At 73.8% G+C, this 14,778-nt stretch carries 13 protein-coding genes; 6 read left to right on the top strand and 7 right to left on the bottom strand.

The window, feature by feature from the left end:
• Positions 1 to 19 precede the first annotated feature (19 nt).
• Positions 20 to 1,819, bottom strand: a complete 1,800-nt coding sequence (locus ACFQLX_RS23735) for a vWA domain-containing protein (protein ID WP_386418303.1) — start codon at positions 1,817 to 1,819, stop codon at positions 20 to 22.
• Positions 1,816 to 2,877, bottom strand: coding sequence for an ATP-binding protein (locus ACFQLX_RS23730; protein ID WP_386418329.1), 1,062 nt, complete (start codon positions 2,875 to 2,877; stop codon positions 1,816 to 1,818). Before ACFQLX_RS23730 ends, ACFQLX_RS23735 begins: the two co-directional genes overlap by 4 nt.
• Before the next feature lie 194 nt (positions 2,878 to 3,071).
• On the opposite strand from ACFQLX_RS23730, the gene ACFQLX_RS23725 reads away from it, so the two are divergent.
• Positions 3,072 to 3,290, top strand: a complete 219-nt coding sequence (locus tag ACFQLX_RS23725) for a hypothetical protein (protein ID WP_386418301.1) — start codon at positions 3,072 to 3,074, stop codon at positions 3,288 to 3,290.
• Between the two features lie 47 nt (positions 3,291 to 3,337).
• Here ACFQLX_RS23725 and ACFQLX_RS23720 read toward each other — a convergent pair whose 3' ends face one another.
• The 3 genes from ACFQLX_RS23720 to glnII form a co-directional block, all read right to left on the bottom strand.
• The gene (locus tag ACFQLX_RS23720; RefSeq protein ID WP_386418300.1) at positions 3,338 to 3,604 is read right to left on the bottom strand and encodes a hypothetical protein; all 267 of its coding nucleotides are present in this window, start codon (positions 3,602 to 3,604) and stop codon (positions 3,338 to 3,340) included.
• A 409-nt stretch (positions 3,605 to 4,013) separates the two neighbouring features.
• Positions 4,014 to 6,167, bottom strand: a complete 2,154-nt coding sequence (locus tag ACFQLX_RS23715; RefSeq protein ID WP_386418299.1) for a phosphoinositide-specific phospholipase C-related protein — start codon at positions 6,165 to 6,167, stop codon at positions 4,014 to 4,016.
• Between the two features lie 187 nt (positions 6,168 to 6,354).
• Positions 6,355 to 7,374 (bottom strand): glutamine synthetase, encoded by a 1,020-nt coding sequence (glnII, locus tag ACFQLX_RS23710; RefSeq protein ID WP_386418298.1) that lies wholly within the window; start codon positions 7,372 to 7,374, stop codon positions 6,355 to 6,357.
• Between the two features lie 369 nt (positions 7,375 to 7,743).
• Here glnII and ACFQLX_RS23705 point away from each other — a divergent pair, with 369 nt between their 5' ends.
• The 5 genes from ACFQLX_RS23705 to ACFQLX_RS23685 all read left to right on the top strand — a co-directional run bounded on the left by ACFQLX_RS23705 (position 7,744) and on the right by ACFQLX_RS23685 (position 12,960).
• Positions 7,744 to 8,145, top strand: a complete 402-nt coding sequence (locus ACFQLX_RS23705) for a winged helix-turn-helix domain-containing protein (protein ID WP_386418296.1) — start codon at positions 7,744 to 7,746, stop codon at positions 8,143 to 8,145.
• 97 nt (positions 8,146 to 8,242) lie between these two features.
• A complete protein-coding gene (locus tag ACFQLX_RS23700; protein WP_386418295.1) occupies positions 8,243 to 10,180 on the top strand; it encodes a hypothetical protein in 1,938 nt (645 codons plus the stop codon).
• 41 nt (positions 10,181 to 10,221) lie between these two features.
• On the top strand, positions 10,222 to 10,782 hold the full coding sequence (locus ACFQLX_RS23695; RefSeq protein ID WP_386418294.1) for a GNAT family N-acetyltransferase: 561 nt from the start codon (positions 10,222 to 10,224) through the stop codon (positions 10,780 to 10,782).
• A 244-nt stretch (positions 10,783 to 11,026) separates the two neighbouring features.
• Positions 11,027 to 12,037, top strand: a complete 1,011-nt coding sequence (locus ACFQLX_RS23690; protein WP_386418293.1) for a LacI family DNA-binding transcriptional regulator — start codon at positions 11,027 to 11,029, stop codon at positions 12,035 to 12,037.
• A gap of 131 nt (positions 12,038 to 12,168) precedes the next feature.
• The gene (locus ACFQLX_RS23685) at positions 12,169 to 12,960 is read left to right on the top strand and encodes a phosphatase PAP2 family protein (protein WP_386418327.1); all 792 of its coding nucleotides are present in this window, start codon (positions 12,169 to 12,171) and stop codon (positions 12,958 to 12,960) included.
• 56 nt (positions 12,961 to 13,016) lie between these two features.
• On the opposite strand, the gene ACFQLX_RS23680 is transcribed toward ACFQLX_RS23685, so the two are convergent.
• A complete protein-coding gene (locus tag ACFQLX_RS23680; RefSeq protein ID WP_386418291.1) occupies positions 13,017 to 13,703 on the bottom strand; it encodes a hypothetical protein in 687 nt (228 codons plus the stop codon).
• A gap of 113 nt (positions 13,704 to 13,816) precedes the next feature.
• Positions 13,817 to 14,778 (bottom strand): [protein-PII] uridylyltransferase family protein (locus tag ACFQLX_RS23675; RefSeq protein ID WP_465270552.1); only part of this gene is annotated, 962 nt, incomplete at its 5' end.

The following is a 14,778-nucleotide window of genomic DNA, read 5'->3' as shown; positions in this document are numbered from 1 at the left end:
ACGCGCGTCGTGCTGTGGTTCAGCTGAGGCGGAAGACGGGGGCGCGAGGGGTGAAGGGCAGTGTGGAGCCCGCGGGGAGCAGGTAGGCGTGCTCGCGGCGGACCCGCAGCACATCGCAGTCGCCGTCGGTGATGATCAGCACGGGAGCGGCGCGGGGGAAGTCCTCGGCCCTCTCCAGCAGGTCGAGCCCCGGTTGCAGGACCGTGCCGCCGCGACCCCGTACCCGCACCCGACCGGCGATCTCGGTTGCGGGGAGGTAGCCGGCGTCGTGGGGCGCCACGTCGCAGAACACCACCCGGGCGGCGGGAACGTCGCGGGCCGTGGCGTACGAGGCGATGGCGCCGAGTGCCTTGCCCAGCAGGACGCGGTCCATCGAGCCGGAGGTGTCGAGGAGGACGCCGAAGGTATGCCGGGGCGTCGCTTCGGGCGGAAAGTACCGGCCGGCACGCGGGATGTCCGGAGTGGACGCCTGGCGGCGCCCGGGGCGGCCGTAGCTGCGGAGCGGTTCGGGACTCGGCACGTACTCGTCGAACCAGCGGGCCAGCCGGGCATCCCAGGGGACGGGCGGCTGGGAGAGGGCGCGGATCTCCTCGATGAGGCCGGCGGGGAGCAGTCCGCGGTTCCGCTGGTGGAGTTCGAAGCCCTGCTGGAGTCCGCGGCGGTAGAACTCGTCGAGGTCGACGTAGTCGCGGGGGGCGTGGGGCAGCGGTTCGCCGAGCACGTCGCCGAGGCCCTTGCCGCGCATGGTCGCCAGCCGCCGCAGCCGACGCCGATCAGCCGCGATGCGGTCGTAGACCTCCTCGGTGGACTGGCCGGCCAGGGCGGGGTCGTGGAGCAGCCCCTCGGGCATGTGGCCGACGCCCATCTCCAGCAGCCAGCCGTTGATGACGTAGTCGGCCGCGATGTTGAAGAGGTACGGATCACGGGGGCCGCAGCGGTCGCCGTGCCGCAGGGCGGCGTGCAGCATCTCGTGGGCCAGGGTGAAGCGCCACTCCTCCTCGGTAAGGCTTCTGAGGGGATTGACGTAGATCTCGCCGGCGGTGGGGTTGACCGCGGCGATGGAGATGCGGTGGGCGCGGGCGAGTTCGGCGTCCGCGACGAGGGTGAAGCCGGCGGCGAGGGCACCCAGGAGGGGGTAGGAGGAGACGAACCAGTTCAGGGCGCGCTCCCACGGGGAGCGGCGCACCGGCTCGCCGCCCAGGGACTCACGACGGCCACCCGCGACGTCCATCGAGGCGGAGACGGTACGGGTGAGGGCGTGCGCGAAAGCCAGCTGCCAGTCCTGCGGCTGCCTCCACCCTGCCGAGGGGACGAGGACGAGGTCGGGCTCGCTGTGCGCGGCTCCGCAGTCGGCGTACGCGGGCGGGATACCGTCGCGCCGCCAGCGGGTGGCCAGTTCCTCTTCGCCCGCTCCCGGGTAGTCGGCCGGATGGTGTTCGGGTGCGCTGCCCACGGCGAAGGTGAGCAGGAAGCGGTTGACGACGGCGCAGCGGGCGGCCAGTTCCCAGCGGTCGGGCTGGGTGCGCACGCCGTGGGCCGCGGGGGCGTGGCCGAAGCCGAGGTGCAGCAGGCAGTGGGCGAGCGCCCACGCCCAGGCTGCCGGTTCGGCGTGCCTGCTGCGGTGGACGTGGAGTGTGCCGCCGGAGTCCACCCGGACCAGGCCGCGTTCGGCGTGCAGGCGGCAGTTCGCGTCACGGCAGATGCGGGCTTCGATCGCCGCCAGGGCCGGATTGCTGCGGACGGTCTCCAGCCCCCGAAGGAACGCCTCGGCGGCCGGATCGTGCCTGGCGGCCTTTCCGGAACGGTCGCGGCGGCTCACCGGCGGGCTTCCACCAGGCGGGGCATGTCGCGGGCCGCCTCGATGAGGAACCACGCGGGCAGTACCGGCCGGCCGTCCGCGTCTTCCGCGATCACGGTCTGCGCCACCTCGACGGATATCTCCGCGAGTTGCACCAGCAGGGCTTTGGCCCGGTGCGCGGCCTGCCGCACGGCGGGCGAGGCGTGCTCCTTGTCAGCGGGCAGTTCCTTGACCAGCCGGCCCCGGAAGGCGTCCGCCAGGTAGTAGAGCAGGTCCCGGTCCTGCGGACGGTGCGGCCAGGAGGCCTCGCCCTTGAGTACGGCCTCCAGTCCGTGGGCGTGGCGCACAATCTTGACGTAACCGCTGAACGAGACGGCGTGCGCGGGAGTGAGGGTGCCGTGGGCGACGACCTTCAGGGTCTCCTCGTCCAGGGTCGGGCCGAAGGAGTGCAGCGCGTCGGAGAGCATGTGCCAGGAGCGCGGGGTGGAGAAGGGCTCCTCCGTCTTCGGAGGTTGCGACCAGAGGTGGTCGGGGCGGTCGAGGAGGTAGTCGGTCACCCACGGGTGGATGCCGTGCTCGCCGGCCCATACCAGCCAGTCGGTGGCGCTCGCCCGCAGGTGGAGGTGGGTCAAGCGGTTGACGAGGGCGGAGGCCATGGGACGGGCGAGGGCGTTGTCGGTGGCGCGGTTGCCCGCTCCGATCACGATGCTGCCCTCGGGGAGTTCGTACGAGCCGATACGGCGGTCGAGGATGAGGGAGTAGAAGGCTTTCTGGACGTCGGGGGTGGCGGCGTTCAGCTCGTCCAGGAAGAGGCAGTACGGCTCGTCGCGGGCGATCATCTCCGGCGGGCAGAAGATGCTGCGTCCTTCGCGGATCTGCGGTACGCCGATCAGGTCCTCGGGGGCCAGCTGGGTCCCCAGGAGGCTGACGCACTCCAGACCCAGGGATTCGGCGAACTTCCGTACCAGGGAGGACTTCCCGATACCGGGAGCACCCCAGAGGAAGACCGGGCGTACGGTCGCCAGGTTGAGCAGCAACTCCGGTATGCCGGCGGGGGTGACGGTCACGGCGGCCTGAATGGTGTGCTCCCTGCGGATCGGACGGGGCCTGCGGTCGATCACGACCGCCTACCGCGGGACGTCGCGGCGGCCCTGCGAGTGGCTTCAGTGTGTCTGGGGCAGGGCTCCGCCCGCACGTGGTTTTCCGCCCACCGCCTGTGGTGCTTCAGACCTGGCGGACGGCATTGCCAGACCCCCATGTCACTCTGAGTGACATGACAGATGTGAATGCGAGAGTGCAGGCCCGGATCGAGGCGGTCGAGGCGCGGCGGGGGCGGCGGCGGGAGGCTGCGGCCGAGTTCCGGGAGGCGCGGCGGTGCGGGTTGGTGGTGCGGCGGCGGCAGCGGATCGCCGCGTTGGAGCGCGGGGCGGCGGTGGATCGGGGAGGGGGTGCGGCGCAGCCCTCCGCGCCTGAGGGGGGTGGGACGGGGTGAGGCGGGCCCGGCGCGGCTCGCGTGGGAGTCGCGCCGGGCGGGGTGGCTCACATCCTGGGCAGCAGTTTGCGGACCTGTGCGCAGGTCGTCGCGGAGGGCGGGTGCACGCCGATGCGGGCGGCCGTCTCGTGGATGAGCCGGTCGGTGGCCTGCTGGGGGGTGTAGACCCCGGTGTCCAGCAGGGCGATGGCTATGCGCATCGCCTTGAGGCGGCGGTTGTGGGCGATGTACCACACGCGCGGTTTCCCGGCGGGCAGCGGCTTCTTGCGCAGGGGGAAGAGCGTGGGCTGGACGGGGGAGCGGGCCACGGGCATCAGCGACCTCCTCGGCGTCACGGAGAGCAGAATCCCGGCTTGGATTCTCCCTCTATTGTACGAGGCACCACTGACAGATCCCGCTGGTCAGACGGCAGTTCTGAACACTTATTCGATTGCGAGGGGAGGGGTGGGACGTGGTCCGGGAGGCGCGTGCGGCGGCGGTGGCCGGTGGGCTCGGGGGCAGCGCGGGCGGCTGGCTGAGGCGGCCTTTCCGCCCTCGTTCTGTCCGTCTTCCGCGGCTCCCGAAACCGTTTCCCCCTCCCCCGCGCCGCGCTCGTCGTCCAGCCGGGCGCCGGGCACTTCCCGTGGCTGGACGACCCGGCGGCGTTCCGGCTGCGGTCGCGGGCTTCCCGTGTCGCATACCGGCCGCCGGCCAGGACCCGGCAGACCCGCTCCCACCGCCCCGCTACTCCCCCGCATTCAGCCGTCGCGCCGCCTGCACCGCGTCGCCGAGCTGGACGTGGTTGACCGCGATGACCGTCGGCAGCCGGCCGCGCAGCCGCTCGCAGCGGTGGGCGCGGGCGATGATCTCCTCCGGCCGGTTGACCTGCGCGGCGGCGGCCCGGTCCGCCGCGCGGTCGCGGGTGACGAAGTGGTTGAGGAGGAAGATCCGCTTGGCGCGGCCGGCGCCGCCCCGGTTGGGCGCGCAGTCGAGCTGTGCGGGCTCGCCGACGGTGTAGGGCGTCTCCGTCGCGTACCGGTAGAGGTTGGGGTACCAGAGCATCGGGCCGTCGCTGTACTCCGCGAAGACGACGAGCCGCTGGCCGCGCCGGATCATCGAGCCGAGCGTGGGCCACGGCCCCGTCGGGTCGGCGGGCGGTCGCGCCAGCAGCCGCAGCAGCCCCGCCCTGCGGAAGGCCCGCTCGGTCGCCGCCGGCGGGATGTCGTCCTGCACGATCAGCGTGACCACCTCCCGCGGGTGCGCGTCCAGCCAGCGGCCGACGGCGCGCAACTGGCCGGTGAGGTCGCTGGCGCCCAGCCGGCAGGGGCCGTGGCACAGCCAGGTGCCCCGGCGGGCGCTGACCACGTCGTCCACCGCGCGCACCAGGGTCTCGCGGGCCCGGCCGCGCAGACCGGCGGGGAGCAGGGTCTCGCCGGTCTCCCAGTAGTGGGTGTCGAGCATCAGCGCGCGCACGCCCCGGTCCAGTTGGACGGTGATCGGCTCGTCGTGGTGGGCGTTGAGGAAGCCGTCGGCGACGGTGGACATGGCGTTGTGCGAGGCGATCTGCACCACCCGGTCGTAGGGGCGGGCGCACAGTTCCGCGCCGCCGTTGCAGACCTCGCGCGCCGGGGCGGCCACGGATGCGGACGGCACCGCGGGCAGCAGCGCGAGTTGGACGGCGACCAGCACCCCGGCGGTCAGGGCGCGGCGGCGCGAGCGGCGGCGCAGGGCGGGCAGCACGAGGGCGAGGAGGGTCAGCGCGAGGACGGCGAGGCTCCAGCGCAGCGCGGCGTCCGCGTACAGCCGGGTGAGGACGTCGGTCGCCAACGAGGCGACGCTGCCGGGCAGTTGCCGTGTCAGCTCGGCCGGTTCCGGCAGCAGTGCCCAGGCCAGCAGCCCGGTGGCGGAGGCGAGGACCGCGGCGCCGCCGCAGACGGCCGCCGCGGTGTGGGTGCGCGACACCCCGGTCCGCCGCGCCGCGCGCAGGGCGAGCAGGCAGGCGCCGGCGGTGGCGAGGAGGACGGCGCCGTAGGAGAGCGGCGAGGCGGACGCGGCGACGGCCGGGCGCAGCAGGCCGATCCGGGGCGGCGGGACGGACGCAGCGGCGGCGGAGGAGGGTTCGTGGGCGGCGGGGCGGGCAGCGGCCGCCGACCCGGCGCCGTACCCGAGCGGGGGCGCCAGCGGGGACACGAGCGAGGGCACGCCCGAAGCGGCCCCGGCGCCGCCCGCCTTGGCCCCGTCCTCCTCCCCCGCCGCCTCGCTCCCCAGCACCTGCAGCAGTGGATCCAGCAGCCCGTTGATCTGCGCCGCCGTCCGCGCGTCCCAGGTGTCGTCGACGAAGGCGCTGAGCGGCGTCCCCAGCACGTCCGTCGCGTCCCCGGTGCGCCAGCGCTCCGCCGGGACCTCCTGCAGTTCGCGTACCAGCCTCCCCAGCCGCCGTGCCGTCGCCGGATCGGCGTCCGCCCGCAGCGCGGTGAGGTGCCGCCGCCCGGCCTCCTGCGCGCTGCGGGTGAGCGGACGCAGCAGTTCCGCGCGGGAGACGGAGTCGGTGCGGCCGGTGAGGTAGGAGGTCAGCGCCGCCGCGCCGCCCTCGGCGGCGGCCTCCAGCGCCGGACGGGGCACCAGCAGCGGCAGGTTGTCGATGACGACGTCGCTGCGCAGCGGGATGCCGAGCGCGCCGGTGCGCAGTTGGGCCCGGGCCGCCGGGTCGACCAGGATCTCGTCGTACGCCCGCTCGTAGCCGTCGGCCGCCCGCAGCGCCCGGGTGTAGGAGGCGGGGTCGGCCACGGTGAGGCGGATCAGGGTGAGTGCGGTGAGTACCAGGAGCAAGGCGGCCGCGAACGCCGTGTGCCACAGGACAGGCCGCGCGACCCGCCCTGCCCGCCGTACGCCCGCCATGCCCCCACCCTCGGTGCGGGGCGCGGCGGGCGCGAGCGGGGCTGCGCCGATCGGAGCCGATCGGAGCCGATCGGAGCCGATCGGAGCCGATCCGGACTGCTCTGGGCCGATCGGAGCGGCAACGCAAGCGGGGCGCCCACCCCCCGAAGGGTGGGCGCCCCGCCCCGGCCATGGAGCCCCGGAGGGGTCAGACCAGCTCGGCCTTCTCCAGCGCGGTGCAGACCGTGTCGACCATCAGCCGGGTGACGACGTACGGGTCGACGTTGGCGTTCGGACGGCGGTCCTCGATGTAGCCCTTGCCGTCCTGCTCGACCTGCCAGGGGATGCGGACGGAGGCGCCGCGGTCGGAGACGCCGTAGGAGAACGTGTCCCACGGGGCCGTCTCGTGCGCGCCGGTGAGGCGGTCCTCGACGCCGGCGCCGTAGTTCTTCACGTGCTGCAGCGGCTTGTCGCCCTCGCCGAGGGACTCGCAGGCGGCGATGATCGCGTCGTAGCTCTCGCGCATCCGCTTCGTGGAGAAGTTGGTGTGCGCGCCGGCGCCGTTCCAGTCGCCCGGGGCGGGCTTGGGGTCGAGGGTGGCGGAGACGCCGAAGTCCTCGGCGGTGCGGTAGAGCAGCCAGCGGGCGATCCACAGGTGGTCGGAGACCTCCAGCGGGGAGAGCGGGCCGACCTGGAACTCCCACTGGCCGGGCATGACCTCGGCGTTGATGCCGGAGAGGCCGATGCCCGCCTTGAGGCAGTTGTCCATGTGCGCCTCGACGATGTCGCGGCCGAAGATCTCGTCGGCGCCGACGCCGCAGTAGTAGCCGCCCTGCGGGGCCGGGAAGCCGGTCTCGGGGAAGCCGAGCGGGCGGTAGCCCTTGAAGAAGGTGTACTCCTGCTCGATGCCGAAGAGGGACTCCTGCGCGGCGAAGCGCTCGGCGACCTCGCGCAGCTCGGCGCGGGTGTTGGTCTCGTGCGGGGTCAGGTCGATGTTGAGGACCTCGCACAGCACCAGGATGTCGTCGCCGCCGCGGATCGGGTCCGGGCAGCTGAAGACCGGCTGCAGCACGCAGTCCGAGGCGTGGCCCTCGGCCTGGTTGGTGCTGGACCCGTCGAAGCCCCAGATGCCCGGCTCGGCGCCGTCGGCCAGGATCTTCGTCTTGGAGCGGAGCTTGGCCGTCGGCAGCGTGCCGTCGATCCAGATGTATTCGGCCTTGTACGCCACGGAAGTCATCCTTTGCGGGTCAAGAGGGCTCTACCTGTCCGCAGGGTGCCAACAGGCGGTTTCCCGCCCGTTGCCCTCGTGTGAACCCCACGTAACGCGCGCCGCTCACCCCCGGCGCGCGTGGGACGGCGCTTTCTCAACCTGTGGGCGGGGGTCGCCCGTTCGGGCGCCCTCTGCTTCAATGGGCCGCATGGTGGCGACGGGGAAGCGCGGTGCTGCGGGGTTCAGGGACCTCGAGCCGTTCTGGCCTTCCCGGCAGGGCCACCACTTCGACATCGAGTGTCGCCGCGTGCGCTAGCGCGGGGCCGCCGTCCGGCCGTTCCGCGCAGACGACGTCCCAAGTCCCCGCGCGCGAAAGCCGAGTCGACCATGCCGCACCTGCCCGTCACCCTGCCCCACTCCGCCCACCGCCCGCTGCTGCGCTCCGTCCCGGCCGTGCCGGACGGCCCCGGGAGGTACGCACCCGAGCCGGACGAACCCACGCCGCCCGTGCGGGTCGACCGCGAGGAGTGGACGGCGTACGCCGACGGCGTCCCCCTGGACCTCACCTACCTGGAGTTCGGGCTGCTCGCCCACCTCCTCGCCCACCCCCTGCGCGTCCACACCCGCGACTCCCTGGTCCGCAACGTCTGGGGGTACGGGCACATCGGCGACGGCCGCACGGTAGACGTCCACGTGGCGCGCCTGCGCCGCAAACTGGGGCCGCGCCACCGGCACCTGATCGTCACGGTCCGCCGGGTGGGCTACAAGTACGTACCGCCCACCGCCTGACCGCCCCTCCTGAGTGACCATCCGACGATTCACTCGTTCTCCGTACGTGGATCCGCAGCCGTCGACCCTCCCCGCCCCTTCCACACCCCCGCCCGCCGTGGACCTCGACCACGCCGAGGCGGCCCTGCTCGCGCACTACCCGCGCCTGACCAGGCTGGCCTACCTCCTGCTGCCCGCCGCGCTGGGGCGCCCCCGCCGCGTGCTGGCGGCCCACGCGCTGGTGCAGCGCGCGCTGCCCCGGGGGCGGACGGGCGAGGGGCGCGTGCCGGGGCCGCGTACGGGCGGGGAGGCGGCCCGGGAGGCCCGGGCCGCCGACCCCGGCTACGCCTACGTACGACTCCGCGTCCTGACCGCCGTCCTCGAACCGGACGTCCCCCGCGGCCCGTTCGGCCTGCCCAAGCGCTCCCGGCATCCCCACCTCCTCCCCCGGGTGTGGGGCCTGACCCTCTTCCCCCGCTCCGGCGGCTCGGACGAGCTGGCCCTGGACCACGCCCTCGCCGCCCTCCCCACCCCGGCCCGCACGGTGGTCGTCCTGCGCGCGCTGGAGGAGCTGGACGACCACGACATCCGCCGCCTGCTGACCGCGACGGGCCTCGACCCGGAGGAGGCCGGGGAAGCCCTCGCCGAGGCCGACGTCGTACGCCTGCCGCAGGCGCCGGCGGTCCCGGTGAGCCTGCGAAAGCTGCTCCGCTCCCCCGAGTTCGACCCCTGCACCCTCCAGGCGCGCCCCACCGACCTGATGAGCCGCCGCCGGCACGTCCGCGCCGCGGCAGCCGCCCTCGTGGCCCTCGCCGCCTGCCTGGCGCTCCTGGGCATCCCCGGCGACTGGCCGGGCGCTCCCGCCGACACCGCCGCCCCGCCCTACGCGGGCAACGAGTTCGCCCGGGCCGCCCTGGACCCGGCCCGCCTGCACCGCGCCGGCCGCGACGACTGGCGCGGCGCCTCCCGCCCCGACTTCGCCGCCTGGCCCGCCCGCGGCTCCCGCGTCGACGACCGCGCCCTGCTCTCCCGCGCCCTGCGCGTCTGGGCCCGCCCCAGCACCAGGGTCCGCCTCTCCGCCACCCCCGCCACCCCCTCCGGCCCGCCCGCGGGCCCGCCCCACCTCCTCTACGCGGGAGACCTCGGCGCGATAACGGTGGTCGTCTTCCACGACGGCCTGCGCCTCGCGCGCTACGCCGAGCCCAGGGGCCGCCCCGCCACCGGAGTGGCCCTGGACTTCGCCCGTACGGACGGAGCGGACACGGCCTCCGCCACCGCGCTGGTGATCCAGCGCCTGCACGGCAGGGTCCGCTACCTCACCGCCCCCTGGGTGGCCGGCCTCACCACCCGCGACCTACGCCACCCCACCGCCCCACCCCGCCACCTCACCCGCGACCCCGACGGCGTGACGGAACCGGTCGACACCCCGGCGGCGACCCGGGGCTGCGCCCGCTGGGCAGCACTGGAGCTCCGGATGCGCGAACCGGCGGCGACACGGAACCAGCTCCTGACGGACCTGGGCGAACTGACCCCCGCCGCCCTGTCCTACGGCGCACCCGGCACCGCCGTCCCCCCGGCCGGCGAAACGGCACGGGCGGCGTGGGCCCGTACCGCCTGCGACCTGCGCCGACTGCGCACCACCGGAGTCAGCCGGGTCAACGCCTGGACCTTCGCCGAACAGGAGCTGCCGGAGTCAGCCGGCTCAGCGGCCTGGATCTGCACCCGGGCGGAGACCTGGCGCGGCACGGACGCCGAGGTACTGACGCACTTCCGCCCACCGGGCACCGCCCGGGCGACGCTCACGGCCCAAGCGACCGACACCCCCGCCTGCGGCCAACGCCGGCCGCAGGCCCTGGCGGGAGTCCTGTGGAAGTCAGCCTCGAACCACTGGTACGTCCTGGCGGCGGGCAGCCACGAGATCACCGCCATCACGGCAACAGGCGGCGTACAGAACACCACACCCGGCCGCTACCTGGCCGTACCGGCCCGCAAAGGCGCCCGCACAGAACTGACCGCCCGCCTGGCAGACGGCTCAACGTTCCACGCGGTCCGCTGACAGGCACCCCCACTCCCCCCACCCACCCACCCCCCAATGCGATGATCGCAAACGTGATCGAAGCGCCCCTCACCCTCCGCCCCGCCACAGAAGCCGACCTGCCCACCCTGGTCCGCCTCCGCGACGAAGCGGCCCACTGGATGCTCGCCCAGGGCATCGACCAGTGGCGCCCGGGCCAGTTGACCGAGAACCACTTCCGCCACATCCTGACCACCGGCGAAATCTGGCTGGCCGCAGACAAGAACGACCACCCGCAGGGCGCCTTCGAACTCTGGTGGCAGGACGAGGACGCCTGGGGCCCCCAACCCCCCACAGCCGCCTACGTCCACCGCCTGATGACATCCCGCACCACAGCCCCTCCCGGCACAGGCCGCACCCTCCTCCAGGCAGCCGAAGCCCGAACAGCGGCAACGGGCCGCACCCTCCTACGCCTGGACTGCGCAGCGGACAACCCCCACCTCAACGCCTACTACGAAAAAGCCGGCTACCGCACAGTCGGCCACAAGTCAGGCAAACCCCAACCGGCCGGCGCACCCCCCAAATCCTTCACCCTCCGCGAAAAGAAGCTGCCAAGCGCAACAGGAACCCACCCTCCCAAGTGACTGCCGAGCGCAACAGGAGCCCGGCAGCCCGTGTGAGGGGCCCGGAGCGACGACTCCGAAAAGACGCACCGCAACGCAGGCCCCCGACAGAGCAGCAAATCGACCGATGGCAAGTCAATCCCTATGGCTTTTCGGAGTTGTCGCGGAGAGGCCCCGCCCCCCAACGCGAAGCCCCCGCCCCCAACGCAAAGCACCCCAACCCCCGTATCCTGCGAAGCAGATGAACCCACGGGGGAGGAAACCAATGGCGCAGCACCCGCCCGCAAGACTCGCCGACATCGCGGCGCAGGCAGGCGTGAGCGAAGCCACGGTAAGCCGCGTACTCAACGGCCGCCCAGGAGTGGCCACCCCCACCCGCGAATCGGTACTCGCCGCCCTGGACGTCCTGGGCTACGAACGCCCCCTGCGCCTGCGCCAACGCAGCGCCGGCCTGATCGGCCTGATCATCCCCGAGCTGGACAACCCCATCTTCCCCGCCTTCGCCCAGGTCATCGGCCAGGCCCTGACCCGCCAGGGCTTCACCCCCGTCCTGGCCACCCAGTCCCCCGGCGGCTCCACGGAGGACGAGCTGACGGAGATGCTGGTGGGCCGCGGCGTGGACGGCATCGTCTTCGTCTCCGGCCTGCACGCGGACACCTCCGCCGACACCGGCCGCTACGAGCGACTGCGCGCCCAGGGCGTCCCCTTCGTGCTCATCAACGGCTTCTCGGCGCGCATCCGCGCCCCCTTCGTCTCCCCCGACGAGCACGACGCGATGCGCCAGGCGGTCCGCCACCTGACCTCCCTGGGCCACCGCCGGATAGGACTGGCCCTGGGCCCGCCGCGCTTCGTCCCGGTGCAGCGCAAGGTCGAGGGCTTCCACGCGGCCCTGGCGCAGCACCCCGGCGCGCAGGGCCGGATCCAGCACTCCCTCTACACCCTTGAGGGCGGCCAGGCCGCGGCCGCCGCCCTGCTCGACCAGGGCTGCACCGCGCTGGTCTGCGCCAGCGACATGATGGCCCTGGGCGCCATCCGCGCCGCGCGCCAGCGCGGTCTGTCCGTACCGCGCCAGGTCTCGGTCATCGGCTACGACGACTCCCCCCTGATCGCGTTCACCGACCCGCCGCTGACCACGATCCGCCAGCCGGTCACGGCGATGGGCCAGGCGGCGGTCCGCGCCCTGCTGGAGGAGGTCGCGGGCACCCCCGCCCCGCACAGCGAGTTCGTCTTCCACCCGGAACTGGTCGTCCGAGGATCGACAGCTTCGGCCCCTTGATGGATGATCGGCAGATCAGTTCGCGTCTGGCACACTGTCTGCCCATGGGCGCGTCGTTTTACCGGGGTTTGACACCTGGAACAGGGGGGATCGTGCGGACTCTGGAGGACCGGCGCGCACGTGCCGCACGGGTGGAGGTGCGCGAGGAGGCCCCCGCCAAGCGCTCCGTGCTGGACCGGATGCGCTCCCCCCGGCCGCCGCAGCTGTGGTTCGAGATCATGCTGATCGCCGTCTGCTACTGGACGTACTCGCTGATCCGCAACGCGGTGCCCGAGCACGAGGCCGCCGCGCTGCGGCACGCGGCCTGGATCTGGTCCTTCCAGCAGAAGCTGGGCCTGGCCTTCGAGGAGTCGGTGAACCACGCCGTCAACGGCGTCACCTGGCTCGTGGTCTCGATGAACTACTACTACGCCACCCTGCACTTCGTGGTGACCATGGGCGTGCTGGTCTGGCTCTACCGGCGCCAGCCCGGCCGCTACGCGGCGACCCGCTTCGTGCTCTTCGCGACGACCGGCGTGGCGCTCTTCGGCTACTACTTCTACCCCCTCGCCCCGCCGCGCCTGATGCACGGCGTCGACTTCATCGACACGGTGCGGGTGCACGAGACCTGGGGCTCGATGGCCTCGGGGAACCTGGCGAACGTCTCCAACCAGTACGCCGCGATGCCCTCGATGCACATCGGCTGGGCGCTGTGGTGCGGCGTGGTGATCGCGATGCTGGCGAAGCGGCCGTGGGTGCGGGTGCTGGGCGCGCTCTATCCGCTGGTGACGCTGTTCGTGATCGTGGGCACGGCGAACCACTTCTGGCTGGACGCCCTGGGCGGCGCGGTCTGCCTGGCGTTCGGCTTCGGGGTCTCCCACCTCTGGTACGGGACGAGCGCGTTCCGCATGCCCCAGCACACGGCGCTGCACGGGACCGCGTAGCGCCTGCCGGAGCAGCCCGTACATCCGTCCGTACGCCCGTACGTCCGCCCGTACGGTCAGAGTGCGCGCCGCGCCTCGCGGCCGGGAGAGCCCAGCCGCCACCGGCGCAGCAGCACCACGCCGACCACGCCCACCACCAGCGCCGCCCCCGCGCTCGCGGCCATGTACGCCCGGTTCCCCCGCCAGAACGCCGGCGCCACCGGCGCGGAGGCGGTGCTGCAGGTGAGCAGCTGTCCGCGGTCCACGGCCCGGACGCAGACGGTGGTCGCGAGCTGCGCCGGTCCGCCGGCCCCCGCTGTGCCCGTCTCCCCGGTCGGGGCGACCCGTACCAGCCGGCCGTCGCCCGGGGATTCGACGTCCTCGCCGGCGATCTCGCCCACCCGCCCGGTCATGGTCACCGAGCGGCTGCCGTGCGCGGGCAGCGGCAGCCGCCAGACGACCTCGCGGCCGGCGCTGCGGGCGCGGGGGTGGGAGGAGAGGTGGGTGAGCGGCTGGGGCAGCAGCTGGGTGACGACGGTGCGGGGCAGCGGCTCGCCGGTGCGGTTGCGCACGGTGATGGTGTAGGTCGTCTCGCTGCCGGGGGTCAGCTCGGTGGCGTGGTTGACCACCTCGACCACCACCGGGGGGCGGGCGTTCTTCTCGTCGCCGCCCTGCGCGGGCCTCGCGGACGCGGCGGCCGGGCCGGCGGCGATCCCCGTGAGGGACACGGCCAGCACGGCGGCCGCGATCCGGGGCGCATGCATATCTCCGGTCTACCAGCCCGGCGAGTGGGTGCGAAGCCGGACAGACCGGACGGGTGACGCGATGCCTCCGGTCGGACTACGGGAGAGCGCGGGGTACGGGAGGCGACGGGCGGCTACCCCTCGTAGAACACCCGCTCCACGACGCCGCGCGCCCGCCGGGTCGTACGGCGGTAGTCGTCCAGCAGCTCGCCGGCGTGCCCGGGCCCGTAGCCCAGATAGCGCGCCACGGCGCCCAGTTCGCGGCCCTCGGCGGGGAAGGTGTCGCCGGGGCGGCCCCGGACCAGCATCACGGCGTTGCGCACCCGGCTCGCCAGCAGCCACGCCTCGTCCAGTACCTGGGCGTCCTCGGCGTCGAGGAGTCCCGCCTCGTGGGCGGCGGCCAGCGCGGTGCGGGTGCGGGTGGTGCGCAGGGCGGGCAGGCGCGCGCCGTGGCGCAGCTGGAGCAGCTGGACGGTCCACTCGACGTCGGAGAGGCCGCCGCGGCCGAGCTTGGCGTGGGTGCGCGGGTCGGCGCCGCGCGGGAGGCGCTCGGCCTCCATCCGCGCCTTGAGCCGGCGGATCTCGCGGACGTCCTTCTCGTCCAGTCCGCCGGCCGGATAGCGCAGGGGGTCGATGAGTTCGGTGAAGCGCCGGCCCAGCTCCGCGTCGCCGGCCATGGGCTCGGCGCGCAGCAGGGCGTGGCGCTCCCAGATGAGCGACCAGCGCCGGTAGTAGGCCGCGTAGGAGGCGAGGGTACGGACCAGGGGGCCGCTCTTGCCCTCCGGGCGCAGGTCGGCGTCGATGAGCAGCGGGGGGTCGCTGCTGGGGAGTTGCAGGAGGCGGCGCAGTTCGTTGGCGACGGCGGCGGCGGCCTGCGCGGCCTCCTGCTCGTCGGCGCCCTCGCGCGGTTCGTGGACGAAGAGGACGTCGGCGTCGGAGCCGTAGCCCAGTTCGTGGCCGCCGAAGCGGCCCATGCCGATGACGGCGAAGCGGGTGGGCAGCGTCTCGCCCCAGCGGGACTGGACGGCGGCGCGCAGGGTGCCGGCGATGGTGGCGGCGTTGATGTCGGTGATCGCCTGGCCCGTACGGTCCAGGG

Origin of the sequence: Streptomyces polyrhachis, assembly GCF_042663125.1 — a bacterium.
GTDB lineage: Bacteria > Actinomycetota > Actinomycetes > Streptomycetales > Streptomycetaceae > Streptomyces > Streptomyces polyrhachii.
The sequence above is the reverse complement of the archived record's forward strand: the minus strand, read 5'-3'. Positions and strand labels throughout refer to the sequence as shown.